Genomic DNA, 26,643 nt, shown 5'->3' on the forward strand with positions numbered 1-26,643 from the left:
AGGGTAGAAAAGATTATGTTATCTGAGCAGTGCTTGAAAAAAATCGACCGCGAGTTGGCCAAGTATCCGGCCGACCAGCGCCAGTCGGCCGTGATGGCCGCGCTGGCCCACGCGCAGGTCGAAAAGGGCTGGCTGTCGCCGGAAACGATGCAGGAAGTGGCCGACTACATCGGCATGCCCGCCATCGCCGTGCAGGAAGTCGCCACCTTCTACAACATGTACAACATCAAGCCGGTCGGCAAGCACAAGATCACCGTGTGCACCAACCTGCCGTGCGCCCTGTCGGGCGGCGAGCGTGCCGCCCAGCGCATCAAGGATGCCCTGGGCATCAATTTCCGCGACACGACCGAAGACGGCCAGTTCACCCTGCTGGAAGGCGAGTGCATGGGCGCCTGCGGCGACGCGCCGGTCATGCTGGTGAATAACCACCGCATGTGCTCGTTCATGTCGGACGAGAAGATCGACGCCCTGCTGGAGGAACTGAACAAATGACCAGCCTGCACGACCGCCACATCAATCCGCTGATCCTGAAGGATCTGAACGGCGACAACTGGCACCTGGAAGACTATGTCAAGCGCGGCGGCTATTCCGCGTTGCGCCGCATCCTGGAAGAGAAGATCACCCCCGAGGCGATCATCGCCGACCTCAAGACGTCCGGCCTGCGCGGCCGCGGCGGCGCGGGCTTCCCGACCGGCCTGAAGTGGAGCTTCATGCCGCGCCAGTTCCCGGGCCAGAAATATCTCGTCTGCAACACCGACGAAGGCGAACCGGGCACGTTCAAGGACCGCGACATCATCCGCTACAACCCGCACGCGCTGATCGAAGGCATGGCCATCGGTGCGTACGCGATGGGTATCACCGTGGGCTACAACTACATCCACGGCGAGATCTTCCAGGAATACCTGCGCTTCGAAGAGGCGCTGGAGGAGGCGCGCGCCGCCGGCTTCCTGGGCGACAAGATCATGGGTTCGGAGTTCTCGTTCCAGCTGCACGCGCACCATGGTTATGGCGCCTACATCTGCGGCGAAGAAACCGCGCTGCTGGAATCGCTGGAAGGCAAGAAGGGCCAGCCGCGCTTCAAGCCGCCGTTCCCGGCCTCGTTCGGCCTGTACGGCAAGCCGACCACGATCAACAACACGGAAACGTTCGCAGCCGTCCCGTTCATCCTGAACATGGGCGCCGCCGATTACATGGCGCTGGGCAAGCCGAACAACGGCGGCACGAAGATCTTCTCGATCTCCGGCGACGTCGAGCGTCCGGGCAACTACGAGGTCCCGCTGGGCACCCCGTTCGCCAAGCTGATGGAGCTGGCTGGCGGCATGCGTGGTGGCAAGAAGATCAAGGCCGTCATCCCGGGCGGTTCGTCGGCACCGGTGGTGCGCGGCGACGTCATGATGCAGACCGACCTGGACTACGACTCGATCGCCAAGGCCGGTTCGATGCTGGGTTCGGGCGCCGTGATCGTCATGGACGAGACCCGCTGCATGGTCAAGTCGCTGCTGCGCCTGTCCTACTTCTACTACGAGGAATCGTGCGGCCAGTGCACGCCGTGCCGTGAAGGTACGGGCTGGATGTACCGCATGGTCCACCGCATCGAACATGGCCAGGGTCGTCCGGAAGACATGGATATGCTGAACTCGATCGCCGACAACATCCAGGGCCGCACCATCTGCGCGCTGGGCGATGCCGCCGCGATGCCGGTCCGCGCCATGATCAAGAACTTCCGCGAAGAATTTGAATATCACGTCGAGCACAAGCACTGCCTGGTGCCGACTTACCTCTAAACCAGGTCAGGTAACGATCAAATGGTTGAAATCGAATTAGACGGCAAGAAAGTCGAAGTCCCACCGGGTTCGATGGTGATGGACGCCGCAAACAAACTGGGAACGTACATCCCGCACTTCTGCTACCACAAGAAGCTGTCCATCGCGGCCAACTGCCGCATGTGCCTCGTGGAAGTGGAAAAAGCGCCGAAGCCGCTGCCTGCCTGCGCCACCCCGGTCTCGCCGGGCATGATCGTGCGCACGCACAGCGACAAGGCCGTGCAGGCGCAGAAATCCGTCATGGAATTCCTGCTGATTAACCACCCGCTGGATTGCCCGATCTGCGACCAGGGCGGCGAATGCCAGCTGCAGGATCTCGCAGTCGGCTACGGCAAGGGCGAGTCGCGCTACGCGGAAGAAAAGCGCGTGGTGGCACCGAAGGAAGCCGGTCCGCTGATCTCGATGGAAGAGATGACCCGCTGCATCCAGTGCACCCGCTGCGTGCGCTTCGGCCAGGAAGTGGCCGGCGTGATGGAATTCGGCATGCTGGGCCGCGGCGAGCACTCGGAAATCACGACGTTCGTCGGCAAGTCGGTCGACTCGGAAGTGTCGGGCAACATGATCGACCTGTGCCCGGTCGGCGCACTCACGTCGAAGCCGTTCCGCTACTCGGCACGTCCGTGGGAACTGCAGCGCCGCCGCTCGGTGTCGCCGCACGACTCGCTCGGCTCGAACCTGATCGTCCAGGTCAAGGGCGGCAAGGTGATGCGCGTGCTGCCGCTGGAAAACGAGAACATCAACGAGTGCTGGATCTCCGACAAGGACCGCTTCTCGTACGAAGCCCTCGACAACGCCTCGCGCCTCACGCAGCCGATGATCAAGCAGGACGGCAAGTGGATCGAGACCGATTGGCAGACGGCGCTGGAATACGTCGCCCACGGCCTGCGCAACATCCGCCACGAGCACGGCGCCGACAGCATCGCTGCGATCGGTACCGCGCACTCGACGGTCGAAGAACTGTTCCTGCTGCAGAAAGCCATGCGTGGCTTCGGCATCGAGAACGTCGACTTCCGCCTGCGCCAGACCGACTTCGCGCTGGACGGCAAAGTCGTCCCGCACCTGGGCATGCCGATCGCCGAACTGTCGACCCTGTCGCGCGTGCTGGTCGTCGGCTCGTTCCTGCGCAAGGACCACCCGCTGGCCGCGACGCGCCTGCGCGCCGCCGTCAAGTCGGGCGCCAAGCTGTCCATCGTCCACGGTTCGGCCGACGACAACCTGATCCCGACCGCGAACCGCATGATCGCCGCACCGAGCGACTGGCTGGCCGCGCTGACGGAAATCGCCGTCGCCGTCGCCGCTGCGAAAGGTATCGCTGCGCCGGCCGGCTTCGAGGGAGTCTCCGCCGGCGACGCTGCGAAAGCCGTTGCCGCGACGCTGGTCGTGGAAAACGCTGCCGACCTGCCGGGCGCTGTCCTGCTGGGCAATGCCGCGATGTACCACCCGCAGGCATCGAAGCTGCACGCCGTCGCCGAGTGGATCGCTGCCGAGACCGGTGCGAAATTCGGTTACTTCGTCGACGCGGCCAACACGGTCGGCGGCTACCTGGTCAACGCGACCTCGAAGAATGCCGCGAACCTGTTCGCACAGCCGAAGAAAGCGTACGTGCTGCTGAACGCCGAGCCGGAACTGGATGCCGCCAACCCGGCGCAAGCCGTCAAGGCCCTGCGTGGCGCGGAGATGGTCGTAGCGATGTCTGCCTTCAAGCACGGCACCGACTACGCCGACGTGCTGCTGCCGATCTCGCCGTTCAGCGAGACCGCCGGTACGTTCGTCAACTGCGAAGGCCGCGCACAGAGCTTCAACGGCACCGTCAAGCCGCTGGGTGAAACCCGTCCGGCGTGGAAAGTGCTGCGCGTGCTGGGCAACCTGCTGGGCCTGCAAGGCTTCGATTACGAGAACTCGGAAGCTATCCGCGACGAAGCGCTCGGCAAAGGCACCACGGACCTGTCCGCCAAGCTGAACAACCGTGCCAAGATCGCTCCGGCCGGCGCGTTCTTCGGCAACGGCGAGCAGCTCGAGCGCCTGGCCGACGTGCCGATCCACTTCGCCGACGCCGTCGCGCGCCGTTCCGAACCGCTGCTGCGCACGGCCGACGGCCAGGCGCCGCTGGCGACCATCTCGGCGGCACTGGCTGAAAAGCTGGGCGTCAACGCCGGCGACCAGGTCACGGTATCGCAAGGGCAGGGCAGTGTCGTCTTGAGCGCAAACATCGACGCACGCCTGCCGGCGAACGTCGTGCGCGTCGCGGCCGCCCACGAATCGACTTCGGTACTGGGCGACATGTTCGGTCCGATCAACGTAGCTAAAGCATAAAAGCAGGGGAGCCCAAGCAAAATGTCGGTACCTGACATGATCAACAACCTGAACAGCAGCGGCGCGAGCCTGCTCGGCACGACGGCCTGGCCGCTCGTGTGGACGCTGCTGAAAATCGTCGTCGTCCTGCTGCCGCTGATGGGCCTCGTGGCCTATCTCGTGCTGTGGGAGCGCAAGCTGATCGGCTGGATTCACATCCGTATCGGCCCGAACCGCGTCGGCCCCGGCGGCCTGCTGCAGCCGATCTCGGACGCCCTGAAGCTGTTGCTGAAGGAAATCGTGATCCCGGCGAAAGCCACGGCGAGCCTGTTCGTGATCGGCCCGCTGATGACCATCATGCCGGCGCTGGCCGCATGGTCGGTCATCCCGTTCGGCCCGCAAGCGGCCCTCGCCAACGTGAACGCCGGCCTGCTGCTGCTGCTGGCGATCACGTCGATGGAGGTGTACGGCATCATCATCGCCGGCTGGTCGGCCAACTCGAAGTACTCGTTCATGGGCGCGATGCGCGCATCGGCGCAGATGATCTCGTACGAAATCCCGATGGGCTTCGTGATGGTCGTCGTGCTGATGGTGTCGGGCTCGCTGAACTTCTCGGACATCGTCGCAAGCCAGGAGCGCGGCATGTTCGCCGCCCACGGCGTGAACATCCTGTCGTGGAACTGGCTGCCGCTGCTGCCGCTGTTCATCATCTACATCACGTCCGGCCTGGCCGAGTGCAACCGCCACCCGTTCGACGTGGTGGAAGGCGAATCGGAAATCGTGGCCGGCCACATGGTCGAATACTCGGGCATGTCGTACGCGATGTTCATGCTGGCCGAGTACGCCAACATGATCCTCGTCGGCACGCTGGCAGCTATCATGTTCCTGGGCGGCTGGTCCGCACCGTTCTCGTTCCTGGAATTCGGCGCCATCGGCGGATTCTTCTGGCTGTTCGCGAAGATGTTCCTGATCGTCTCGCTGTTCATCTGGGTCCGCGGCACGTTCCCGCGCTACCGCTATGACCAGATCATGCGTCTCGGCTGGAAAGTGTTCATTCCGCTGACCCTGATCTGGCTGGTGCTGGTGGCTGGCTGGATGCAGACGCCGTGGAACATCTGGAAGTAAGGAAGCACACAAAATGACACGAGTTAAAGAGATCCTCGGCAGCCTGATGCTGTCCGAGCTGATTAAAGGTCTGGCCCTGACCGGCAAGTACGCGTTCTCGCGCAAGATCACGGTCCAGTACCCGGAAGAAAAGACCCCCATCTCGCCGCGCTTCCGCGGCCTGCATGCGCTGCGCCGCTACCCGAACGGGGAAGAGCGCTGCATCGCGTGCAAGCTGTGCGAAGCCGTGTGCCCGGCGATGGCCATCACGATCGAATCGGCGCAACGCGAAGACGGCACCCGCCGCACGACGCGCTACGACATCGACCTGACCAAGTGCATCTTCTGCGGTTTCTGCGAAGAGTCGTGCCCGGTCGACTCGATCGTCGAGACCCAGGTGCTGGAATACCACGGCGAAAAACGCGGCGACCTGTACTACACCAAGGAAATGCTGCTGGCCGTGGGCGATCGCTACGAGAACGACATCGCCGCCGCGCGCGAAGCCGATGCCAAGTACCGCTAACAAAAAAAGGGCTCCTGCGTAACGTCATGGATTTCACAACTGTTCTGTTCTACGTCTTCTCGGCCGTGATGGTGCTGGCCGGGTTGCGCGTCATTACCGCCAAGAACCCGGTCCACGCCGCGCTGTTCCTGGTGCTCGCGTTCTTCAACGCTGCCGGTATCTGGATGCTGCTCAAGGCCGAGTTCCTGGCCATCGTGCTGGTACTGGTCTACGTCGGCGCCGTCATGGTGCTGTTCCTGTTCGTCGTGATGATGCTCGACATTAATATCGACCGCATGCGCGAAGGCTTCTGGGGCTACCTCCCGGTGGCGTCCGGCGTGGGCGCGCTGATCGTGCTGGAGATGGCCGCCGTCCTGTGGCGCGGCTTCCTGGGCCAGGGCGATGCCCCGACCGAGGCGACTGTGGGCCACATCGGCGGCACCCATGAACTGGGCCGCCTGATCTACACCCAGTACATCTACGGTTTCGAGATCGCCGGCCTGATCCTGCTGGTCGCCATCATCGCCGCCGTGGCGCTGACCCTGCGCAAGCGCAAGGACACCAAAGCCATCGACCCGGGCCTCGCCGTCCGCGTCAAGCGTAACGACCGTCTGAAGATCGTCAAGATGCAGACGGTGAACCAGAAGGCGATCGACGACGCGGCTGTTGCTGCCGCTGCGGCCGCCGCTGCTGCCAATAAGGAGGCGCAATGACTTTATCGCTCGCTCACTACCTGATCCTGGGCGCGATCCTGTTCGCGATCTCCGTGATCGGCATTTTCCTGAACCGGAAGAACATCATCATCCTGCTGATGGCCATCGAACTGATGCTGCTGGCGGTGAACCTGAACTTTGTGGCGTTCTCGCATTATCTGGGCGACGCGGCAGGGCAGATCTTCGTGTTCTTCATCCTGACTGTCGCGGCCGCCGAATCGGCGATCGGCCTGGCGATCCTGGTGGTCCTGTTCCGTAACCTGGACACGATCAACGTGGAAGACCTCGACAGCCTGAAGGGCTAAGCGGTTTGTCTGTCAACCTCCTGATAAATACACAAAAGGTTCAACATGGCGGGGCAAATTATTAACCCTAATCTCTTGCTGGCGGTGCCACTGGCGCCGCTCGCGGGCTCGGCGATCGCCGGCCTGCTCGGCACCAAGTTCTTCGGCAACGTCGTCGGCCGGGTCGTGTCGCACTCCGCGACCATCCTGGGCGTCTTCATTGCCATGGTCATCTCGATCATGACGCTGAACCAGGTCATCGACGGCGCCACGTTCAATGGCGACGTCTACACCTGGATGACGATCGGCACCATGAAGATGTCGGTCGGCTTCAAGATCGACGCGCTGTCCGCGATGATGATGTGCGTCGTCACGTCGGTCTCGCTGATGGTCCACATCTACACGATCGGCTACATGGCGGAAGACGACGGCTACAACCGCTTCTTCTCGTACATCTCGCTGTTCACGTTCTCGATGCTGATGCTGGTCATGTCCAACAACTTCCTGCAGCTGTTCTTCGGCTGGGAAGCGGTGGGCCTGGTCTCGTACCTGCTGATCGGCTTCTGGTACACGCGTCCGACCGCGATCTTCGCGAACATGAAGGCGTTCCTCGTGAACCGCGTCGGCGACTTCGGCTTCATCCTCGGCATCGGCCTGCTGCTGGCCGCGACCGGCACGATGAACTACGACGAGACGTTCGCCAAGGCCGGCGCGCTGTCGGCCATGTTCGTGCCGGGCACGACCTGGCCGCTGCTGACGGCCGCCTGCATCTGCCTGTTCATCGGCGCGATGGGCAAGTCGGCGCAGTTCCCGCTGCACGTCTGGCTGCCGGACTCGATGGAAGGCCCGACCCCGATCTCGGCACTGATCCACGCCGCGACGATGGTTACCGCCGGCATCTTCATGGTGACCCGCATGTCGCCGCTGTTCGAGCTGTCGGACACGGCACTGTCGTTCATCGTCGTCATCGGCTCGATCACCGCGCTGTTCATGGGCTTCCTGGGCATCATCCAGAACGACATCAAGCGCGTCGTCGCGTACTCCACGCTGTCGCAGCTGGGCTACATGACGGTCGCACTGGGCGTGTCGGCCTATAACGTCGCCGTGTTCCACCTGATGACCCACGCGTTCTTCAAGGCGCTGCTGTTCCTCGGTGCCGGTTCCGTCATCATCGGCATGCACCACGACCAGGACATGCGCAACATGGGCGGCCTGCGCAAGTACATGCCGATCACGTGGATCACGTCGCTGCTGGGTTCGCTGGCACTGATCGGTACGCCGTTCTTCGCCGGTTTCTACTCGAAGGATTCGATCATCGAAGCCGTGCATGCGTCGCACCTGTGGGGTTCGGGCTTCGCGTACTTCGCCGTCATCGCCGGCGTGTTCGTGACCGCGTTCTACTCGTTCCGCATGTACTTCCTCGTGTTCCACGGCGAAGAGCGTTTCGGCAAGGCGCATGCCCATGACCACGGCCACGCGCATCACGACGACCACGCACACAATGGGGAAGGCAAGGATCCGCACGCGCTGCACGACTCGGACGCCCACCACGAAGAGGAAGACGACGATCATGGCCACCACGGCCTGGCCCCGGGCCAGAAGCCGCACGAGTCGCCGCTGGTCGTGACGCTGCCGCTGATCCTGCTGGCGATCCCGTCCGTCATCATCGGCTTCTTCGCGGTCGGCCCGATGCTGTACGGTAAGTTCTTCGAAGGCGTCATCACCATCAACGCCGAACGCCACCCGGCGATGGAAGAGCTGGCGCACGAGTTCCACGGCGCCGCCGCGATGGGCGTGCACGCGTTCACGTCGCTGCCGTTCTGGCTCGCGCTGGCCGGCGTCGCCGCCGCGTTCTACTGCTACATGATCAATCCGCGCGTGCCGGCCGCCTTCTACAAGGCGCTGCGTCCGATCCACACGCTGCTGGACAACAAGTACTACATGGACAAGTTCAACGAAGTCGTGTTCGCCGGCGGCGCACGTCTGCTGGGCAAGGGCCTGTGGCAGGTGGGCGACCGCGCGCTGATCGACGGCCTCGTCGTCAACGGCTCCGCGAAGCTCGTGGGCTGGTTCTCGACCATCGTCCGTACGTTCCAGACTGGTTACATCTACCACTATGCGTTCGTGATGATCCTGGGCGTGCTGGGTACGCTGCTGTACTTCTTCCCGTTCTGGCACGCTTAAAAGAGAGAAAAACAAGATGCAGTCTACGATTTCTACCTTTCCTCCTTACCTGAGCCTGTCGGTCTGGTTGCCGATCCTCTGCGGCATCATCGTGCTCGCAGTCGGTCGTGACAGCCGCGCGGGCTTCACCCGGCTGCTCGCGCTCGCCGGTGCTATCACCAGCTTCCTGCCGACGATCCCGCTGTTCACGCAGTTCAGCAACACGGCCCACGGACCCCAGTTCGTGGAGAAGGCCGCCTGGATCGAGCGCTTCAACATCCAGTACTACCTGGGTATCGACGGCCTGAGCCTGTGGTTCGTGCCGCTGACCGCGTTCATCACGATCATCGTCGTGATCTCCGCCTGGGAAGTGATCCAGGAACGTGTCGCCCAGTATATGGGGTCGTTCCTGCTGCTGTCGGGCCTGATGATCGGCGTGTTCGTCGCGCTGGACGGCCTGCTGTTCTACTTCTTCTTCGAAGCCACGCTGATCCCGATGTTCATCATCATCGGCGTGTTCGGCGGCCCGAACCGCGTGTATGCGTCGTTCAAGTTCTTCCTGTACACGTTCATGGGCTCGCTGCTGACGCTGATCGCGATCATCTACCTGTACAACAAATCGAACGGCAGCTTCGACATCCTGGCATGGCACAACCTGCCGCTGACGATGAAGGAACAGGTCCTGATCTTCATCGCGTTCCTGATGGCGTTCGCCGTCAAGGTGCCGATGTGGCCGGTGCACACCTGGCTGCCGGACGCCCACGTGGAAGCGCCGACCGGCGGTTCCGTCGTGCTGGCCGCGATCATGCTGAAGCTGGGCGGTTACGGCTTCCTGCGATTCTCGCTGCCGATCGCGCCTGACGCCTCGCACTACCTGGCCCCGCTGATCATCGTGCTGTCGCTGATCGCCGTGATCTACATCGGCCTGGTCGCGATGGTGCAGGTCGACATGAAGAAACTGGTCGCGTACTCGTCGATCGCCCACATGGGCTTCGTCACGCTCGGCTTCTTCATCTTCAACGAGATCGGCGTGCAGGGCGGTATCGTGCAGATGATCTCGCACGGCTTCGTGTCGGGCGCGATGTTCCTGTGCATCGGCGTGCTGTACGACCGCCTGCATTCGCGCCAGATCGCCGACTACGGTGGCGTCGTCAACGTGATGCCGAAGTTCGCCGCGTTCTCCGTGCTGTTCGCGATGGCCAACTGCGGCCTGCCGGCGACGTCGGGCTTCGTGGGCGAATTCATGGTCATCCTGGGCGCCGTCAAGTTCAACTTCTGGACCGGCCTGCTGGCCGCCACCGCCCTGATCCTGGGCGCGGCGTACTCGCTGTGGATGGTCAAGCGCGTCGTGTTCGGCAAGATCGGCAACAAGCACGTGGCCGAACTGACCGACCTGAACGGCCGCGAGTTCTTCATGCTGGGCGTGCTCGCGATCCTGACCATCTACATGGGCCTGTATCCGGCGCCGTTCACCGACACGATGCAGGTGTCGGTCGCGGACCTGCTGCAGCACGTGTCGGTCAGCAAGCTGCCGCAGGCAGTCGCTGCGGTCGCCGCGCACTGAATAGAGGCACAAACAACGATATGAATCCGATGATTAACACCCAAGCCGTGCTGGCCGCCAACAACCTGGGGCCGGTCTCTGCAGAAATCTTCCTGGTCATCGCGTCCTGCGCCATCCTTCTGATCGATATGTTCCAGAAGGAAGGCAAGCGCACGCTGACCTACGCACTGTCGCTGCTCACCCTGGTGGGCTGCGCCGTGATCACCTACGGCGACTTCACCGCCGGGCATACGACCTACACGTTCTACAACATGTTCGTGTCGGACCCGATGGCGAACCTGCTCAAGCTCTTTACGTACCTGGCCGTGGGCGTGACCCTCGTGTACTCGCGCCAGTACGCCGGCGAGCGCGGCATGATGTCGGGCAACATGGGCGGCGAGTTCTACGTGCTCGCGCTGTTCACGCTGCTGGGCCAGATGATCATGATTTCTGGCAACAATATGCTGCCGATCTACCTGGGCCTGGAACTGATGTCGCTGTCGCTGTACGCGCTGGTGGCGATGCGCCGCGACCACGCGATCTCGACCGAAGCCTCGATGAAGTACTTCATCCTGGGTTCGCTGGCCTCGGGCTTCATGCTGTACGGTATCTCGATGATCTACGGCGCCACCGGTTCGCTGGACATCACGACGATCGCCAAGCTGGTGTCGAGCAACGCCGCCAACCACACGATCCTCGTGTTCGGCCTCGTGTTCGTCGTGGCCGGCATGGCCTTCAAGCTGGGCGCCGTGCCGTTCCACATGTGGGTCCCGGACGTGTACCAGGGCGCGCCGACCGCCGTCACGCTGCTGCTGGGCGCCGCGCCGAAGCTGGCATCGTTCGCGATGATGATCCGCATCCTGGTCGAAGGCCTGCTGCCGCTGGCGATCGACTGGCAGCAGATGCTGCTGGCGCTGGCCGTGCTGTCGCTGCTGGTCGGTAACCTGACCGCGATCGCGCAGACCAACCTGAAGCGCATGCTGGCATACTCGACCATCGCACAGCTGGGCTTCGTCCTGCTGGGCATGATGGCCGGCGTCGTCGGTACCCGCGATGCCACGAATGCCGCGAACATCGCCAACGCCTACAGCGCGTCGATGTACTACACGATCACCTACGTGCTGACCACGCTGGGCACCTTCGGCATCATCATGATGCTGGCGCGCTCGGGCCACGAAGCGGAAGAAGTGGCCGACTTCAAGGGCCTTGCGAAGCGCAGCCCGTGGTACGCGCTCGTCATGACCGCCCTGATGTTCTCGCTGGCCGGCGTGCCGCCGATGATGGGCTTCATGGCCAAGTGGGCCGTGCTGGACGTCGTCGTCGGTTCGGGCCAGCTGTGGCTCGCGATCATCGCCGTGGCCGCGTCGCTGGTGGGTGCGTTCTACTACCTGCGCGTCGTGAAAGTCATGTGGTTCGACGAGGTGGCCGATGCATCGCCGATCTCGACCCCGCTGGACATGCGCGTCGTGCTGTCGTTGAACGGCATCCTCGTCGTGGTCCTGGGCATCCTGCCGGGCCCGTTGCTGGCGGCCTGCCTGTCGGCCATGTCCGCAACCCTGAAGTCCTAAGGCCACGGTGGACGCCTCCCTGGCCAGCTGGTTGGTGATCGCGGTCGCACTCGCGTTCGCCAACCTGCCGTTCCTCAACGAGAGCGTGCTCGGCTTCATTCCCATGAAGCCGGCACTCAACAAGGCGCACGCGAAATACTTCGTCGTGCGCCTGCTCGAGTTGATCGTCCTGTACTTCGTCGTCGGCCTGCTGGCCCGCGGCCTCGAATCCCGCATCGGTACCGCGTTTCCCCAGACCTGGGAGTTCTACGCGATCACCGCCTGCCTGTTTCTCGTGCTGGCCTTCCCGGGCTTCGTCCTGCGCTACCTCCGCAAGCGCCGCGGTTGACGCCGCGCACATCTCCTGCTGACCCTCGTGTCATCGACGCGGTGATCGTGCACGCACGCACGATCATGGTACATTGTTTCCAAGGAGCATCTTCGGCACGGCCGATACTTACGCGGATTCAAACTGATTGTCGATAACGCGAGGAAGAGAAACTTGAAACATAACCATGTAAAAATCGTATGTCTCATAGTCTGTGCAGCAGTGAGCCCGGTTACCTGCGCGGCGAAAGCAAAGTCGCCCGTCGAAGAAGCGAAAGCGGCAGTCAAGGAAATTCTTAAAGACCCGGCTTCCGCTCAGTTCAAGAACATCAAGGTAAATACTGTTGGTGACGTGTGTGGACAGTTCAATGCCAGGAATTCTTTTGGTGGATATGGGGACTACGAGAACTTCCGCTACGAAGTGAAAGACAAGAAACTCACCAATGTCGAGGTTCAGCGCCTGGAGGAAGAGATCGCGCAAGAGAAGAAGATGCGCTACGAGCCTGGTTTTACCGACCCCGATTTTGAGAAGTTCAAAGCAATGAAGGAAAAGATTTCCAAGAAATTCGAGGTTATCAAGAAGATTGACGGATGTGCTCTTGAGTGAAGATTGATGCGTCGAAGCCGGCCCCGGCGAAGCAGAAATCCAACGGCATGGCTCAATACGTTAGCTCTGCGTAAAAGCGGAGGAACGACTGATTGTTTTATACTTCGGGCTCGCCGCACCGCCGGTGCGGCCGTGTTCACCACGACTTCCGGACCGCCCATGGACGACCACCTCAAAGAAACAAAAATCGACGGCCAGCTCGCCTACGACGGCAACTTCCTCAAAGTCTCGCGCGACCGCGTGAAACTCCCCGACGGCAAGATCACGCAACGCGAATTCATCCGCCATCCCGGCGCCGTCGTGATCCTCGCGCTGTTCGACGACGGCCGCGTGCTGCTCGAACGCCAGTTCCGCTATCCGAACGACCAGGTCTTCATCGAATTCCCGGCCGGGAAGATCGATCCGGGCGAGGCATCGCTCGCCTGCGCCAAGCGCGAACTGGAAGAAGAGACCGGCTACACCGCCACCGACTGGCATTTCGTCTGCACGATCCACAACGCGATCGCGTATTCGGACGAGCACCTCGACCTGTTCCTCGCACGCGGCCTGACGGCGGGCGACGCAAAGCTGGACGATGGTGAATTTCTCGAGACCTTCACGGCGACCATCCCCGAGATGCTGGAGATGGTGCAACGGGGCGACATCACGGATGTGAAAACCGTGATCGGCACGTTCTGGCTGGAGAAGATCGCCGCCGGCACCTGGACGCCGGCTTAGTTTGAAGCCTGTGCGCCCGGCCGCGCTCGGCTTGATGCTGCTCGCCTGGAGCGGCTTCGCATCCGCCCGCACGCCGTTCGAGGCGAGTTGCGAAGCCGCGGCCCGGGATGCCGGCGCGACGTTCTCCACGCGCGAGAGCGGCTGGCGCGTCGACAATACGGTGTCCTACCGCGACCTGACGCGCATGAAGCGGCCCGGCGTACGCAACGGCTACGTGCTGGGCCTCACGCGCACGGAGTCGCGCGTCGCGATCCAGGTCGACGGCACCCTGCTCACGTCGCCGGACGGCGCGGCCGAATGCGTGATGCCGCGCATCGCGGTGACCTTGTACTACCAGCCCATCGTCGTGTACGTCAGCCGCGAATTCGAGCCGGACTCGTGCACGTATGACGAGATACTTGCGCACGAAATGCGCCATCTCAAGTCTTACCTGGACTATCTGCCGAAAGTGGAAGAGCGGGTGCGCGCACGCCTCGGCGGCCGCTTTGCCGGCAAACCGTTGTATGCGCGCGCCGGCGAGTCGCGCACGCTGCTCCAGCGCGAAATCGACCGCAACTGGATGCCGTACATTAAGGCCGAGATGGGACGTGTCGAACGCTTGCAGGCCGCGATCGACAGTCCGGCGGAGTACGCGCGTCTGAGCAAAGTTTGCCAAGGTGAGGTACAGTCTCTTATTGGATCGACAAGACGTTCCCGATCGTAGATTGAACAACATGACTCAAGCACCACGTTATTTCGCCCTCATTCCCGCCGCCGGCGTCGGCGCCCGGATGGGCGCCACGAGCCCCAAGCAGTACCTGAAAATCGGCGGCAAGCCCATGCTCAGGCACACGCTCGACGCATTCCTGTCCAGCGAGCTCATCGCGCACACATTCGTCGTCGTGAGCCCGGACGACCCGTACATCGACGCCGTCGCGCCCCATCACGGCGTGACGGTCCTGCGCTGCGGCGGGGCGAGCCGCATGGAATCCGTGCGCAACGGCCTGGCCGTGCTCGCCAACACCTTGTCGCCCGCCGACCGGGTGCTCGTGCACGACGCCGCGCGTCCCGGCCTGACTGCCGAACTGATCGAAAAACTGATCACGGGCACGGGCGACCACCCGGCCGGCGGCCTGCTGGCGCTGCCGGTCGTCGACACGGTCAAGCGCTGCATCGACGGCGAAGCGGCCGGTACCGTGCCCCGCAACGGCCTTTGGCTCGCGCAGACCCCGCAGATGTTCCGCTATGAATTGCTGCGCGAAGCGCTGGCGGCGGCTAAAGATCCGGATTCGATTACCGATGATGCCAGTGCGGTTGAAGCCCTCGGATTGAGCCCCAAGTTGGTGGAAGGGCATCCCCGCAATCTCAAAGTGACATTGCCGGACGATATCCGGATCGCCGAGATGTACCTGGCAGTGTCCCAACCTGAATTCGTATAGCGTGTAAAGAACATCATGGCTCTCGCATCGTACAACCCGACCCCGCCGTTCCGCATCGGTACCGGCTATGACTGCCACGCCCTTGTCGAAGGGCGCAAACTGATCGTCGGCGGCGTCACCATCCCGCACCGGCTGGGCCTGCTCGGCCACTCGGACGCGGACGTGCTGCTGCACGCCATCATCGACGCCATGCTGGGCGCCGCCGGCCTCGGCGACATCGGCAAGCACTTCCCGGACACCGACCCGATGTTCGCCGGCGCCGACTCGCGCGTGCTGCTGCGCGAAGCGGCCAACCGCGTGCTGGGCACCGGCTACACCATCGGCAACGTGGACGCGACCATCATCGCGCAGCAGCCGAAGATGGCGCCGCACATCCCGCAGATGGTGTCGCGCATCGCCGAGGACATCGGCGCGTCGCCCCAGCAGGTGAACATCAAGGCCAAGACCAATGAAAAACTCGGCTTCCTCGGCCGCGAAGAAGGCATGGCGGCGCAGGCGACCGTGCTCCTGATCCGCGCGGCGGGCTGATCAGTCGTTCGGTGGGCACGGCGTGCCCACCTTCAACCTCCTTGGCGTTTCCGTTGTAACATCGTCGGTCTGACGATGACAACGGGGACGACATGACCACCAACACGCCACGTGCGGCCTGGACGCTGATCCTGGCCGCCAGCGCCATCCTGATGATCACGATGGCGGCGCGTCTCACGACGGGCCTGTTCCTGTCGCCGCTGAACACGGCGACGGGCCTCGGCGTCGCGTCGATCAGCTTCGCCATGGCCGTCGGCCAGTTCATGTGGGGCGCCTCGCAACCCGTCTTCGGCGCCGTCGCCGACAAATACGGTTCCATGCCCGTCATCGTGCTGGGCGCCGTGCTGCTGGCCGGCGGGCTCGCGGCGACGCCTTTCGTCTCCACCCAATGGGGCCTGCTCGTCACGCTGGGCATCCTGTCCGCGAGCGGGGCGGGCGCGGGCAGCTTCTCGATCCTCATCGGCGCCACCGCGCAGCGCCTGCCGGCCGAGCGGCGCGCGTTCGCGTCCGGCTTCATCAACGCGGGCGGTTCGTTCGGCCAGTTCGTGTTCGCACCGCTCGTCCAGTTCCTCATCGCGACCACCGGGTGGATCACGGCGATGCTGGCGCTGGCCGCGACGAGCCTCTTCACCATCCCGCTCGCGTGGCCGCTGCGCGGCAAGCCGCCGGCGCAGTCAGTCGTCGGCCACGGCGCGCTTTCGTCCGACCTTACGCTGGGACGCCAGGTGCGCGACGCGATGCGCGACCGCAGCTACCTGTGCCTGCACGCCGGCTTCTTCACGTGCGGCTTCCACATCGCCTTCCTCGTCACCCACCTGCCGGGCGAGGTCGCGCTGTGCGGCCTGCCGGCGGGCGTCTCGGCGACGGCGCTGGGCCTGATCGGCCTGTTCAACATCGCCGGGTCGCTGGCGGCGGGCGCGCTGGCGCAGCGCTACCGCATGAAATGGCTGCTGGCGTTCACCTACGGCAGCCGCGCCGTGATCATCGCGGCATACCTGCTGGCGCCGAAATCCGGCTGGACGTTCTACGTGTTCGCCGCCGCCCTCGGCTTCACGTGGCTCGCGACGGTGCCGCCCACGGCGGGCCTCGTCGGCAAGCTGTTCGGCATGCGCTACCTCGCCACCCTGTTCGGCCTGACGCTGCTGTCGCACCAGATCGGCGGCTTCTTCGGCGCCTGGCTGGGCGGCCTCGCGTTCGTGAAGTTCGGCGACTACTCGTGGATGTGGTACGCGGACATCGCGCTGGCGCTCGCCGCCGCCTTCGTCAACCTGCCGATCCGCGAGGCGAAGCCGGTCCCCGCGGCCGTGGCGGCGTAACGCATGGCACGCGATCCCTGGGCCTACCGCGACGTGGCGGTCGAATCGGTACCGGACCCGCGCACGGGCCGGCTGCGCATCAAGCCGATGGCGGGGCAGGCGTACGCGACGTCGATGCGCGTGCAGTGCGCGCGGGCGCTGTCCGACCCCGAGCGCTATCGCGCCGGCACCCGGTTCCTCATCCGCGCCAAGCTGACGGACCGCGCGGGCGGGCCGCCGTTCCTGTATGCGTGGCATGGCGATCCGGTGCGCGTGCTGACGGCGCGCGAGGTGCGTTCCTTTCTCGACGAATACCGGCGCCGGCGCATCTGATCCGCACGGTCCGCGGAAAATCGTTACACTCTGGGCATCATACGACCCATCAAGACCGAAAGGACCGTCATGGCAACAAGGAAGATTGCAGTGCTCGTCGGCAGCCTGCGCAAGGAATCGTTTACGCGCAAGCTGGCCAAGAGCCTGATGCTGGCCGCACCGCCCACGCTCGAACTGGAGATCGTCGAGATCGGCGACATGCCGCTGTACAACCAGGATGACGAGACCGACACGCCGCCCGCCACCTGGACCGAGTTCCGCGGCCGCATCCGCGACGCCGACGGCGTCCTGTTCTGCACGCCGGAATACAACCGCTCGCTGCCCGGCGTCCTCAAGAACGCCATCGACGTCGGCTCGCGCCCGTACGGCCAGGCCGCGTGGACGGGCAAGCCGTGTGCGGTCGTGTCCAACTCGCCGGGTGCGCTGGGCGGCTTCGGCGCCAACCACGCCGTGCGCCAGTGCCTCGTCTTCCTCAACATGCCGTGCATGCAGTCGCCGGAAGCGTACATCGGCGGCGTGGCCAACAAGTTCGACGGCGACACGCTGACGGACGAAGGCCTGAAAACCTTCCTGCAGCAGTTCATGGAGTGTTTTGCGACGTGGGTGGAGCGCCATGCCGACTGATGCCGTAAAGAGTCCGATCGCGATCCGCGAAATCGATCACATCGTGCTGCGCGTGGTGGATCTCGCGCGCATGCAGGCCTTCTACGGCGACGTGCTGGGCTGCCGCGAAGTGCGGCGCCAGGACGAGATCGGCCTCGTGCAGCTGCGCGCCGGCAGTTCGATGGTCGACCTGATCCCGATTTCCGGCAAGCTGGGGGCGGCGGGCGGCGCGGCGCCGGGCACGGAAGGGCGCAATGTCGATCACTTCTGCTTCCGCGTGGAGCCGTTCGACGAAGACGCGATCCGCGCCCACCTGGCCGCGCACGGCATCGAGGCAGGGCCGGCCGCGTCGCGCTTCGGCGCCGAAGGAGAAGGCCCGTCGATCTACCTGGCTGACCCGGAAGGCAATATGATCGAGCTGAAGGGGCCGCCGACCGCGTCATGAGGCAGGAAGACGACAGCGCGCCGCCGAATGTGCCACCGTATGTGTCGCAGGCGCCCACTGCCTACGGCAAGCCGCCGCCCGGGTGGCGGCGGCACATGTACGACGTCATCTTCGAAGCCGACACCCCGGCCGGGCGGCGCTTCGACATCGCCCTCGTGTGCGCCATCCTGCTCAGCATCCTCGTCGTCGTGCTGGACAGCGTGCCGCGGCTGCACCGCGACCATGCCGACCTGCTGAACGCGTTCGAATGGGGCTTCACCGCGCTGTTCACGGTGGAATACGTGGCGCGCCTCGTGTGCGTGCAGCGGCCGTGGCGCTATGCCGGCGGCTTCTACGGCGTGATCGACCTGCTGGCCGTGCTGCCGTCGTATTTTTCGCTGCTCATGCCGGGCACCGAACTGCTGCTCGACATCCGCATCCTGCGCCTGCTGCGCGTGTTCCGCATCTTCAAGCTGACCCTGTACATCGAGGAGTACACGCGCCTGGGCGAAGCGCTCGCCGCCAGCCGGCGCAAGATCCTCGTGTTCCTGTCCGTCGTGCTGATGGCGATCCTCATCCTCGGCACCGTCATGTACGTCGTCGAGGGACCGAAGAACGGCTACACGAGCATCCCCGTCGCGATGTACTGGGCAACCGTCACCATGACCACCGTCGGGTATGGCGACATCACGCCGCATACCAACCTGGGCAAGGCGATCGCCTCGTTCATGATGCTGATGGGGTGGGGCATCCTTGCCGTGCCGACCGGGATCGTGACGGCCGAGATGACGCTGCGCCGCGGCGACCGAAGGACGGGGCCGGCGCGTTCGACCCTGCATTGTCCTGCGTGCGGCAGCGGCGGCCACGACGCCGCCGCCCGGTTCTGCAAGGATTGCGGGACGGCGCTGCCGGTGCACCGCGCTGGCGCAAAATGAGGGTTGCTCTAATGTTAGAATCGGATAGAATCGTCATTACAGCGTAAGTCTCCGCGAATCGATGGACCAGTGGACGGAACCGATATGACGACTTCTGTCGCGCCCCAGGATGTGGGCACCCCGACCGTCCTGATTGTCGACGATACGCCGGCCAATGTGGGCATCCTCGTCGAGTATCTCGAGGGGCGCCAGGTCCGGGTGGCGGTCGCGCAAGAAGGCGAGGAGGGCCTGGCCCGCGCGGAATTCGTGCAGCCGGACCTGATCCTGCTCGACGTGATGATGCCCGGCATGGACGGTTTCGAGACGTGCCGGCGCCTCAAGGCGTCTCCCCGTACGCGCGACATCCCCGTGATCTTCATGACGGCGCTGTCCGAGACCCACGACAAGGTGGCCGGCTTCGCGGCGGGCGGCGTCGACTACGTCACCAAACCGTTCCAGATCGACGAAGTGTGGGCGCGCGTCACGACCCATCTGGCACTGCGCAGCGCGCAGAAACGTCTCGCCGAACAGAACGCGCAGTTGCGGCGCGCGGAAGCCGAGCTGCTGGCCGCCAATGATCTCCTCGAACAGCGCGTGGCCGAGCGCACCGCGGAGCTGGTCCGGACCAACGCCAGGCTGGAACAGAAGATCGCCGATTACAACCAGGCGGAGCGGCGCATCGACTACATGGCGCACCACGATGCGCTGACGGGGCTGCCCAACCGCCTGCTGCTGGAAGACCGGGTCAACCAGGCGGTCGCCCAGGCGCGGCGCCACCAGGACGAGATGGTCGCGCAACTGCACATCGACCTGGACCACTTCAAGACCATCAACGATTCCCTCGGCGAGCGGATCGGCGACCGCCTGCTGCAGGCCGTCGCCTCGCGCCTGCAGCAATGCACGCGCGAGGGCGACAGCCTCGGCTGCCTGGGCGGGAACGCGTTCGGGATCTGCCTCGCGGCCCTGCGGTGCAGCAACGACGCCGCGCTCGTGGCGGGCAAGATCCTCGAGACCCTGAGCCGGCCGTTCCACGTCGAAGACCACGAACTGCACGTCAGCGCCAGTATCGGCCTGGGCCTGTTCCCGTCCGACGGCAGCGATGCGTCCGCGCTGCTGCGCGCGGCCAATGCCGCCATGTACCAGGCCAAGCAGAAGGGACGCAACACATACCAGTTCTTCACACCGGCCCTGCACGAAGCGGCGAAGCGGCGCATGGCGGCGACCAGCCAGCTGCGCCAGGCGCTCGCCCACGACGAGTTTTCCGTGTACTACCAGCCGCAGGTCGACATGGAGAGCGGCCGGATCTTCTCGGCGGAAGCGCTGCTGCGCTGGACGCCGCCCGGCAAGGCGGCCCGCTCCTGCGCGGAATTCATCGCCATCGCCGAAGAAACCGGCATCATCGTGCCGATCGGCGAATGGGTGCTGCGCCAGGCCTGCGCGCAACTGAGGCGCTGGCGCGACGGCGGCCATCCGGACATGCGGATCGCCGTCAACCTCTCGGCGCGCCAGTTCACCCAGGCCAACCTGACGGAATTCGTGGCCCAGGTGCTGCGCGACACGGGCGTCCCTGCCGACGCGCTCGAACTCGAGCTGACGGAAAGCCTGACGATGCAGCCCAGCGACGACAACCTCGCCGTCATGCGCCGGCTGAGCGCCATGGGCGTCCAGCTGTCCATCGACGATTTCGGCACCGGCTACTCCAGCCTCGCCTACCTGCAGAACTTCCCCATCCACGCGCTCAAGATCGACCGCTCGTTCGTCATCGGGATCAACGAGCAGGCGCACGACGCCGCGATCGTCACGGCGATCATCGCGATGGCGCACAGCCTGCACCTGAACCTGATCGCGGAAGGCGTCGACAGTCCCGAGCACGTCTCCTTCCTGACGGCGCACGGCTGCCTGGCCGCGCAGGGCTATTACTATAGCCAGGCAGTGCCGGCGGAGGTGATGACGCGGTTGCTCGACCAGAGAAACCTGACGCCGAACGGGGGCGCCAGGGTGGGGGCGATTGCGCGCTAGTCTGTCTCATGAGTGCAGGAACTTGGACCGCTGCAAAGTTCAGACCGACATTCGCTACTTCAGGCCGACAAGCCCGGCACGATTAGCCCAGATCAAAGGTAACCAGCCTCGCGCCCTTAGTCTGTGAGCTTCGCGCCGCGGCGCCTGCTGCGGCCCGTTCAACCCAAAACTTTGCGAGGCAAAACCATGTATCCATTTCCACAAACGATCGCCCCGGCGGTGCGCACCCACATCGATGCCCAGACCGCGTTCCTGAACGACATGTCGAAGTCGCTGTTCAGCTCGTTCCAACAAATGTGCGACCTGAACATCCAGCTCATGCAGACGATGCTGGAAGAAACGACCCTGGCCAGCAAGCACGTGCTGAGCGCCGACCGCCAGTCCGAGCTGCTGAGCGCCGCCACGGCGCGCACGCAGCCCACGACGGACAAGCTGCGCGCCTACCAGCAGCACATCGCGCGCCTGGCGGCCGACTCCCAGGTCGAGCTGGCCCGCGTGACGGAGCAGCACGTGCAGAACACGACCCGCACCGCGCGCGCCCTGGCGGACGAGGTGGCGCGCGACGCCACCGAGCAGACGGAGCGCGGCCTGCGCGCCCAGCAGGAAACCGTGCGCCAGTTCAGCGATCCGTTCATCCGGCCGGGCAATGGTGCCGCCCAGCCGCACGCATCGGGTAGCACGGGCCAGACGCAGCAAATGCCGCCGAGCCAGCAGCAGGGCAGCAAGGACCAGCGGGCCGCCACACACTGACCCGGCGCAGTTCCCGGATCTTACACGCCGCGCCCGGCTACCGGGTGCGGCGCGATGATGTCCTGTGCAGCCGGGGCCGCGGTGCGGATGCGCGGCCCGAGGCCGAACAGCGGACGCAGCAACGGCACCCGCCGCACGATCTCGAAGCCGGCGAAGCTGAGCACCGTCACGAGCACGACGAGCAGCACGGCTTCCAGGCCCGGCGCAAGGTGCAGCGGCTTCGATGCATGGGCCAGGACGACGATCAGGCTCTGGTGCAGGATATAGACGGGGAACACGGCCTCGGTCAGGTAACGCCGGGCGGGGCCGTCGCGGTCCAGGTGGCGCTGGGCAAAGCCGCAGGCGGCCAGGATCGCGCTCCACGCCAGCAGCGCGTAATCGGCGCGCATCGGCTTCGCGAGCATTTCCCAGCGCGTGCCGTCGATGCCGCCGGCGTTGTCCAGCGCGATCCACAGCATCAGGAGGGCCCAGCCGGCGAGGGCCAGCGCGAGACACGTCCAGCGCAGCGCCGCGACACGGAGCCAGAAGTCGGGAACGCGCGCCATCAGGGCGCCGAGCAGGAAGACCGGCAGGTACGTCGCATGGTTGTACCAGTCGTCCACGAGCGCGTGGGTGACCGGAAAACGGTTCAGCATCAGGATGCGCGCCAGCGCCAGCACGGCCGCCGGCAGGACGATGATCTTCCAGCCCTCGAGCACGCGGCCGAGCACGGCGGCGAGACCGTCGAAGCGCGGACCCAGGGCCAGCACGACGAGCGCGAGGACGGCCGTATAGGCCCACAGGTAGGCGACAAACCACAGGTGGTTCCAGGTCGGCAGGATCAGGCAGCCGTCCTGGCAGAAGCCGTGGTAGCCGCGCACGTACAGCCGCATGAAGTCGGCGTAGCTGCCCGCATAGCCGAGCTTCTCGACGACTTCGAGATACGACTGCGGCGGCACGATGACGAGCATGCCGAACAGCAGGGGGATCAACAGGCGCCAGCTGCGCTTGCGCAGGAAGGCGAGGGGCCGCAGCTTCGCCAGCATGATGCTGGAAGCGACGCCGGACACGAGGAACAGCAGCGGCAGCCGCCACGGCGACGACAGCATCATGAAAGGTTCGAGGGCGGTGCCGGCGTGCGGGCTCTTCACGTGCCAGCCCCACGTCACGTAATACATGCCCACGTGATACAGGATCAGCAGGAAAAAGGCGATGATGCGTACCCAGTCGAGGAAGTGATGGCGTGGAAGATGTCGGGTGTTCATGGCGGATCGTCGTCGGTTGGTCGATGAAGGAAACGACGTCAGACTAGATCGGCGCAGGTCGCGATGCGAGCGGATTGTGGCGAGGCGGGAGTCGGGTGGGGCGGGCCGGACGGATGCCAAAAAAAAGCCCGCTTGCGGCGGGCTTGAATCTATTTTCTTGGAGGAAGATAGAGGAGACGGTTCGGAGTATGCAGGGGCACAAGAAATAAATCCAATTTGATTTTCAGATATCAATCATACAAATTTCGAATAATATGGCTGAGACAATTGGTGATGTTTGAGCGCGTACGTACGATCTAGAATGGAATGCTGTATTGCAAGCATTCAATTCCTGTTCCCGCTCATGAAAACCGCTCTCATCGGCCGCGCCCTGTCCCTCCTGTTCCTGGCGATGCCGCTGGCGCAAGCCGGCAACATCAACGATCTCGTCGACCAGAACTGGATCGAAATCGACAGCCCGAATTTTCGGGTGGTCACCGACCAGCCGGAAGACGTTGCGCGCCACATGATCGTCGACCTGGAAAACCTGCGATACATCTCGAACCGCGTGCGCGGTGCGCAATCACTGGCCGGGCCGCCGCTGACGATCGTCGCGATGGGCCGGAGCAGCTTCGCGACGCTGGGGCTGCCCCAGAACATGGCCGGGGTGTTCCAGTTGTCGCGCCTTGGTTACGCGGCCGTCGCAAGGATCGAGGATTACGTCACGTCGGCGGCGGCAAGCGACGTGTCGCGCGCGATCATCCTGCATGAATACCACCATTTCCTCCTGCACTATTCGCCCGAGACGACGGCGTATCCGCGCTGGTACGACGAAGGGATGTCGGAGTACTGGTCGTCCCTGGTCATCCAGGACGGCATGGCATGGTTCGGCCACCCGGTGGAAGGCAGCCATCGCGAGGACTGGCTGGTCGACCGGGCGGGCCGGATCAACCTCGATACCAAATGGCTGTTCAACACGAACAAACTCTCTTACGACAACAGCACGCGGGCCGGCAAGATCGACATGGCCCGCTTTTATGCCTGCGCAAAGTACGCGATCCACTACTTCAATTCGAGCCCCGAATTGCGCAGGCAACTCGCGCACTACCTGCGCCTGCATAATATGGGGCTGTCCGAAGACCAGGCCGTGCGCATCGCTTTCAAGAAGTCGTACGAGGAACTCGATGTCGACATGCGGCGCTACGTGGAGCGCCGCTTGATGGCCCGCGGATTCTCGACGGGCAAGGATGGGCTCGACCTGCCGCAAGTCCAGGTAAAGGTCACGAAGCTCGACCGTCCTGCGACCTACGCCGTCCTGGCCGACGTGGTGCCCCGCTTCGCGAAGCACGACGCCAACATGATGCGGGAACTGGTCGAGACGAATCTCAAGCTCCACCCGGACGATCCGAAGGCGACCATCCTTGCCGTCAATCGCCGCGTCGTCGACGACGGCATGGCGCGCCTGGATGCGTTGCTGAAGCGCTACCCGAACGATGCAAACCTGCTCGCCGCGCGCGCCGAAGGCCTGGACATGGCGGCGGCCGCGATGCACGACACCGGCGTGCCCGGCTGGGAAGCGCCGCTGAAGGAGGCGCGCGACCTGGCCCGGCGCGCCATCACGGCGGATCCGTCCAATCCGCTGGCCTACTTCACCCTGGGCCATGCGTACAAGCTTGCGCCCGACATCGGACCGGTACAGGAAGGAATCGCCGGCCTGGACACCCTCGTCATCTACGAACCGGCGCCAGGCAGTCTGCGCGCACTGGCGCACCTCTACCTGCGCAACAAGCAATTGCCGGAAGCGGTCAAGAGCATCCGCAGCGCCGTCGCGTTCGATGCGGCGGGCAAGAATCCGCTCGACGCGTTGTTGATGGAAAACCTGGAACTCGTCGTCGACATGGCCTCCAGTGCGACGCCGGAAGGTAAAGGATTGCGCTACGCGAGCGGCGCCGTCTACGAAGGCCCTGTGACCAGCGGCAAACCGGACGGGAAGGGCAAGTGGCTGCGTCCGGAAGGCAGTTATTACGAAGGCGACTTCGTGCAGGGCCAGCCGTCGGGGCACGGCAAGCTGGTGAGCGAGCGGGGCGTCGCGTACGAGGGCGCGTTCGCGGCGGGCATGGCCCGTGGCACCGGGCGCATCAGTTTCCCGGCCGGCGGCAAGATGGTCTCGTACGAGGGCGGCGTCGAGGATGCCGTGCCATCCGGCCCCGGCGTCCTCGTGACGAAGGAAGGGCGGCTGGAAGCCACGTTCGTGCAGGGCGAGGCGCACGGCGACGGCGTGTTCGTACCCGCCCACGCCGCCCCCATGCGCGGCACATGGCACTACGGCGCGTACCAGTGGCCGGTGGCCGACAAGCTCGTGTTCGTCGGCGGCATCGATGGCGAAGGGCGGCGCCAGGGCCTGGGCTGGTGCCGGGCGGACGCCTCGCCGCGGATCGACCTGTGCCGCTACAAGGAGGATCGCAAGATTGCGTTGGACACGGAAAACGATTGACGCGCTACAATCAATTTCTCCGACCATCGAACGAAAGGCTTTCCATGCAAGCGCGTACCGTCCTCGCCCTCCCTGGCCTCCTGCTGGCCCTGTCGTATGCGGCAAGCAGCCACGCCGCGTCCGCCTGCGGCACGGCACCGTCCGGCGAACTGCGCGCGGAGCGCGTCGCGAGCGTCAAGCCGTCGCGCACCGAGGCCGGCCTGTACGAAGGCCCCGTGTGGATCAAGGACGCGCTGTATTTTTCCGATTTCAGCCTCGGGCCCGGCTTCCCGTCGCGCATCCGCAAGCTGGCGGCGGACGGCACGGTGACGACGGTGGTGGAGGACAGCGGCAGCAACGGCCTGGCCGTCGATGCGCACGGCGACCTCGTCGCGGCCACGCACAAGTACAAGGCGCTGTCCCGCTATGCCATGGCGGACGGCAAGCGCACGACGCTGGCCGGGGAATATAACGGCCAGGTGTTCGACTCGCCGAACGACATCGCCATCGCGAAAGATGGCACGATCTATTTCACGGACCCGGATTTCCAGAAGGCGGCGGCGCCGGGCGGGCAGCCCGTCACGGGCGTCTATCGCGTGGGCACGGACGGCAAGATTACGCTCGTGGACGGCAGCCGGCCGAATCCGAACGGCGTCGCGCTGTCTCCGGCCGGCGACGTGCTGTACGTGAACGCGGGCGACGGCTTCCTGCGCGCCCACCCGATCGTGAACGGCGTGCCGGGGCAGGGGAAAGACATCGTCAAAGGGCTCGACATCCCGGACGGCATGGCCGTCGATTGCCACGGCAATATCTATGTGACCGAGCACCCGGCCAGGCGGGTGCGCGTGTTCTCGCCGCAGGGGAAAGAGCTGGCGACGATCCGCACGGACGCCAACGTGACGAATGCCGCGTTCGGCGGCGCCGACGGCAAGACCCTGTTCCTGACCGGCGCCGGCGCCGTGTGGCAGATCCGGCTGGACGTGACCGGATCGCCGTACTGACAGACGCGGTGCGCGTGCGGTCGCACGCGCACGTGATGGC

General features: G+C 64.5%; 26 protein-coding genes. 25 read left to right on the forward strand and 1 reads right to left on the reverse strand.

The genetic code is table 11. The features are described 5' to 3' along the window. The first annotated feature begins 15 nt into the window (after positions 1-15). The 23 genes from nuoE to QPK29_RS16495 all read left to right on the forward strand — a co-directional run bounded on the left by nuoE (position 16) and on the right by QPK29_RS16495 (position 21,906). Complete coding sequence (gene nuoE / locus QPK29_RS16385; RefSeq protein ID WP_036230634.1) at positions 16-492, forward strand: NADH-quinone oxidoreductase subunit NuoE; 477 nt, start codon at positions 16-18, stop codon at positions 490-492. Next, positions 489-1,784, forward strand: a complete 1,296-nt coding sequence (nuoF, locus tag QPK29_RS16390; RefSeq protein ID WP_056137046.1) for an NADH-quinone oxidoreductase subunit NuoF — start codon at positions 489-491, stop codon at positions 1,782-1,784. Before nuoE ends, nuoF begins: the two co-directional genes overlap by 4 nt. 21 nt (positions 1,785-1,805) lie before the next feature. After that, positions 1,806-4,136 carry an NADH-quinone oxidoreductase subunit NuoG gene (nuoG, locus tag QPK29_RS16395; protein WP_371768088.1) on the forward strand — a complete coding sequence of 777 codons (2,331 nt, stop codon included), beginning with the start codon at positions 1,806-1,808 and terminating at the stop codon, positions 4,134-4,136. A gap of 21 nt (positions 4,137-4,157) precedes the next feature. Continuing rightward, on the forward strand, positions 4,158-5,240 hold the full coding sequence (gene nuoH / locus QPK29_RS16400) for an NADH-quinone oxidoreductase subunit NuoH (RefSeq protein ID WP_056137051.1): 1,083 nt from the start codon (positions 4,158-4,160) through the stop codon (positions 5,238-5,240). 13 nt (positions 5,241-5,253) lie between these two features. Beyond that, positions 5,254-5,742, forward strand: coding sequence for an NADH-quinone oxidoreductase subunit NuoI (gene nuoI / locus QPK29_RS16405; RefSeq protein WP_029757430.1), 489 nt, complete (start codon positions 5,254-5,256; stop codon positions 5,740-5,742). Positions 5,743-5,768: 26 nt separating this feature from the next. Then, on the forward strand, positions 5,769-6,434 hold the full coding sequence (locus QPK29_RS16410) for an NADH-quinone oxidoreductase subunit J (RefSeq protein WP_056137052.1): 666 nt from the start codon (positions 5,769-5,771) through the stop codon (positions 6,432-6,434). Further along, entirely contained in the window at positions 6,431-6,739 is a 309-nt protein-coding gene (gene nuoK, locus QPK29_RS16415; protein WP_029757428.1) for an NADH-quinone oxidoreductase subunit NuoK, read from the forward strand. Before QPK29_RS16410 ends, nuoK begins: the two co-directional genes overlap by 4 nt. 45 nt (positions 6,740-6,784) lie before the next feature. After that, positions 6,785-8,902 carry an NADH-quinone oxidoreductase subunit L gene (nuoL, locus tag QPK29_RS16420; protein WP_371768089.1) on the forward strand — a complete coding sequence of 706 codons (2,118 nt, stop codon included), beginning with the start codon at positions 6,785-6,787 and terminating at the stop codon, positions 8,900-8,902. 16 nt (positions 8,903-8,918) lie between these two features. Further along, positions 8,919-10,445 carry an NADH-quinone oxidoreductase subunit M gene (locus QPK29_RS16425; protein ID WP_371768090.1) on the forward strand — a complete coding sequence of 509 codons (1,527 nt, stop codon included), beginning with the start codon at positions 8,919-8,921 and terminating at the stop codon, positions 10,443-10,445. A gap of 20 nt (positions 10,446-10,465) precedes the next feature. Beyond that, positions 10,466-11,992 (forward strand): NADH-quinone oxidoreductase subunit NuoN, encoded by a 1,527-nt coding sequence (nuoN, locus tag QPK29_RS16430; protein ID WP_056137058.1) that lies wholly within the window; start codon positions 10,466-10,468, stop codon positions 11,990-11,992. A 7-nt stretch (positions 11,993-11,999) separates the two neighbouring features. Then, positions 12,000-12,320, forward strand: a complete 321-nt coding sequence (locus tag QPK29_RS16435; RefSeq protein ID WP_056137060.1) for a DUF2818 family protein — start codon at positions 12,000-12,002, stop codon at positions 12,318-12,320. Positions 12,321-12,473: 153 nt separating this feature from the next. After that, a complete protein-coding gene (locus tag QPK29_RS16440; protein ID WP_371768091.1) occupies positions 12,474-12,905 on the forward strand; it encodes a hypothetical protein in 432 nt (143 codons plus the stop codon). A 159-nt stretch (positions 12,906-13,064) separates the two neighbouring features. Continuing rightward, a complete protein-coding gene (locus QPK29_RS16445; RefSeq protein WP_056137065.1) occupies positions 13,065-13,622 on the forward strand; it encodes an NUDIX domain-containing protein in 558 nt (185 codons plus the stop codon). 10 nt (positions 13,623-13,632) lie between these two features. Beyond that, positions 13,633-14,325 carry a hypothetical protein gene (locus QPK29_RS16450; RefSeq protein WP_156404027.1) on the forward strand — a complete coding sequence of 231 codons (693 nt, stop codon included), beginning with the start codon at positions 13,633-13,635 and terminating at the stop codon, positions 14,323-14,325. A 10-nt stretch (positions 14,326-14,335) separates the two neighbouring features. Continuing rightward, the gene (ispD, locus tag QPK29_RS16455) at positions 14,336-15,040 is read left to right on the forward strand and encodes a 2-C-methyl-D-erythritol 4-phosphate cytidylyltransferase (protein ID WP_056137421.1); all 705 of its coding nucleotides are present in this window, start codon (positions 14,336-14,338) and stop codon (positions 15,038-15,040) included. A 15-nt stretch (positions 15,041-15,055) separates the two neighbouring features. Continuing rightward, a complete protein-coding gene (gene ispF, locus QPK29_RS16460; protein WP_036230599.1) occupies positions 15,056-15,568 on the forward strand; it encodes a 2-C-methyl-D-erythritol 2,4-cyclodiphosphate synthase in 513 nt (170 codons plus the stop codon). Between the two features lie 92 nt (positions 15,569-15,660). Further along, positions 15,661-16,884: an MFS transporter gene (locus QPK29_RS16465; protein WP_371768092.1), complete on the forward strand. Its 1,224-nt coding sequence runs from the start codon at positions 15,661-15,663 to the stop codon at positions 16,882-16,884. Positions 16,885-16,887: 3 nt separating this feature from the next. Further along, positions 16,888-17,196: a hypothetical protein gene (locus tag QPK29_RS16470; protein ID WP_056137068.1), complete on the forward strand. Its 309-nt coding sequence runs from the start codon at positions 16,888-16,890 to the stop codon at positions 17,194-17,196. A 69-nt stretch (positions 17,197-17,265) separates the two neighbouring features. Further along, a complete protein-coding gene (locus QPK29_RS16475; RefSeq protein ID WP_371768093.1) occupies positions 17,266-17,820 on the forward strand; it encodes an NADPH-dependent FMN reductase in 555 nt (184 codons plus the stop codon). Beyond that, on the forward strand, positions 17,810-18,244 hold the full coding sequence (locus tag QPK29_RS16480; protein WP_371768094.1) for a VOC family protein: 435 nt from the start codon (positions 17,810-17,812) through the stop codon (positions 18,242-18,244). The genes QPK29_RS16475 and QPK29_RS16480 overlap by 11 nt, the downstream gene beginning before the upstream one ends. Beyond that, positions 18,241-19,158: an ion transporter gene (locus tag QPK29_RS16485; protein ID WP_371768095.1), complete on the forward strand. Its 918-nt coding sequence runs from the start codon at positions 18,241-18,243 to the stop codon at positions 19,156-19,158. Before QPK29_RS16480 ends, QPK29_RS16485 begins: the two co-directional genes overlap by 4 nt. Positions 19,159-19,242: 84 nt before the next feature. Next, complete coding sequence (locus QPK29_RS16490) at positions 19,243-21,156, forward strand: two-component system response regulator (protein WP_056137075.1); 1,914 nt, start codon at positions 19,243-19,245, stop codon at positions 21,154-21,156. A gap of 186 nt (positions 21,157-21,342) precedes the next feature. Continuing rightward, complete coding sequence (locus QPK29_RS16495) at positions 21,343-21,906, forward strand: phasin family protein (protein WP_056137077.1); 564 nt, start codon at positions 21,343-21,345, stop codon at positions 21,904-21,906. 20 nt (positions 21,907-21,926) lie between these two features. On the opposite strand, the gene QPK29_RS16500 is transcribed toward QPK29_RS16495, so the two are convergent. Further along, positions 21,927-23,150, reverse strand: a complete 1,224-nt coding sequence (locus QPK29_RS16500) for an acyltransferase family protein (RefSeq protein ID WP_371768096.1) — start codon at positions 23,148-23,150, stop codon at positions 21,927-21,929. 343 nt (positions 23,151-23,493) lie between these two features. On the opposite strand from QPK29_RS16500, the gene QPK29_RS16505 reads away from it, so the two are divergent. Together QPK29_RS16505 and QPK29_RS16510 are read left to right on the forward strand one after the other, a co-directional pair. Continuing rightward, a complete protein-coding gene (locus QPK29_RS16505; protein ID WP_371768097.1) occupies positions 23,494-25,623 on the forward strand; it encodes a hypothetical protein in 2,130 nt (709 codons plus the stop codon). 44 nt (positions 25,624-25,667) lie between these two features. Then, a complete protein-coding gene (locus QPK29_RS16510; RefSeq protein WP_371768098.1) occupies positions 25,668-26,603 on the forward strand; it encodes an SMP-30/gluconolactonase/LRE family protein in 936 nt (311 codons plus the stop codon). The last annotated feature ends 40 nt before the right edge of the window (positions 26,604-26,643 follow it).

This window comes from Massilia orientalis (genome assembly GCF_030411975.2).
GTDB lineage: Bacteria > Pseudomonadota > Gammaproteobacteria > Burkholderiales > Burkholderiaceae_D > Telluria > Telluria orientalis.

Excerpts from the sequence above, each read along its gene's own strand:
- nuoN (WP_056137058.1), top strand. The coding sequence starts at position 10,466 with ATGAATCCGATGATTAACACCCAAGCCGTGCTGGCCGCCAACAACCTG.
- nuoK (WP_029757428.1), top strand. The coding sequence starts at position 6,431 with ATGACTTTATCGCTCGCTCACTACCTGATCCTGGGCGCGATCCTGTTC.
- QPK29_RS16480 (WP_371768094.1), top strand. The coding sequence starts at position 17,810 with ATGCCGACTGATGCCGTAAAGAGTCCGATCGCGATCCGCGAAATCGAT.
- ispF (WP_036230599.1), top strand. The coding sequence starts at position 15,056 with ATGGCTCTCGCATCGTACAACCCGACCCCGCCGTTCCGCATCGGTACC.
- QPK29_RS16495 (WP_056137077.1), top strand. The coding sequence starts at position 21,343 with ATGTATCCATTTCCACAAACGATCGCCCCGGCGGTGCGCACCCACATC.
- QPK29_RS16510 (WP_371768098.1), top strand. The coding sequence starts at position 25,668 with ATGCAAGCGCGTACCGTCCTCGCCCTCCCTGGCCTCCTGCTGGCCCTG.
- ispD (WP_056137421.1), top strand. The coding sequence starts at position 14,336 with ATGACTCAAGCACCACGTTATTTCGCCCTCATTCCCGCCGCCGGCGTC.
- QPK29_RS16500 (WP_371768096.1), bottom strand. The coding sequence starts at position 23,150 with ATGAACACCCGACATCTTCCACGCCATCACTTCCTCGACTGGGTACGC.
- QPK29_RS16490 (WP_056137075.1), top strand. The coding sequence starts at position 19,243 with ATGACGACTTCTGTCGCGCCCCAGGATGTGGGCACCCCGACCGTCCTG.
- nuoH (WP_056137051.1), top strand. The coding sequence starts at position 4,158 with ATGTCGGTACCTGACATGATCAACAACCTGAACAGCAGCGGCGCGAGC.
- QPK29_RS16475 (WP_371768093.1), top strand. The coding sequence starts at position 17,266 with ATGGCAACAAGGAAGATTGCAGTGCTCGTCGGCAGCCTGCGCAAGGAA.
- nuoL (WP_371768089.1), top strand. The coding sequence starts at position 6,785 with ATGGCGGGGCAAATTATTAACCCTAATCTCTTGCTGGCGGTGCCACTG.
- QPK29_RS16425 (WP_371768090.1), top strand. The coding sequence starts at position 8,919 with ATGCAGTCTACGATTTCTACCTTTCCTCCTTACCTGAGCCTGTCGGTC.
- QPK29_RS16410 (WP_056137052.1), top strand. The coding sequence starts at position 5,769 with ATGGATTTCACAACTGTTCTGTTCTACGTCTTCTCGGCCGTGATGGTG.
- nuoE (WP_036230634.1), top strand. The coding sequence starts at position 16 with ATGTTATCTGAGCAGTGCTTGAAAAAAATCGACCGCGAGTTGGCCAAG.
- nuoI (WP_029757430.1), top strand. The coding sequence starts at position 5,254 with ATGACACGAGTTAAAGAGATCCTCGGCAGCCTGATGCTGTCCGAGCTG.
- QPK29_RS16485 (WP_371768095.1), top strand. The coding sequence starts at position 18,241 with ATGAGGCAGGAAGACGACAGCGCGCCGCCGAATGTGCCACCGTATGTG.
- nuoG (WP_371768088.1), top strand. The coding sequence starts at position 1,806 with ATGGTTGAAATCGAATTAGACGGCAAGAAAGTCGAAGTCCCACCGGGT.
- QPK29_RS16445 (WP_056137065.1), top strand. The coding sequence starts at position 13,065 with ATGGACGACCACCTCAAAGAAACAAAAATCGACGGCCAGCTCGCCTAC.
- QPK29_RS16465 (WP_371768092.1), top strand. The coding sequence starts at position 15,661 with ATGACCACCAACACGCCACGTGCGGCCTGGACGCTGATCCTGGCCGCC.
- QPK29_RS16470 (WP_056137068.1), top strand. The coding sequence starts at position 16,888 with ATGGCACGCGATCCCTGGGCCTACCGCGACGTGGCGGTCGAATCGGTA.
- QPK29_RS16505 (WP_371768097.1), top strand. The coding sequence starts at position 23,494 with ATGAAAACCGCTCTCATCGGCCGCGCCCTGTCCCTCCTGTTCCTGGCG.
- nuoF (WP_056137046.1), top strand. The coding sequence starts at position 489 with ATGACCAGCCTGCACGACCGCCACATCAATCCGCTGATCCTGAAGGAT.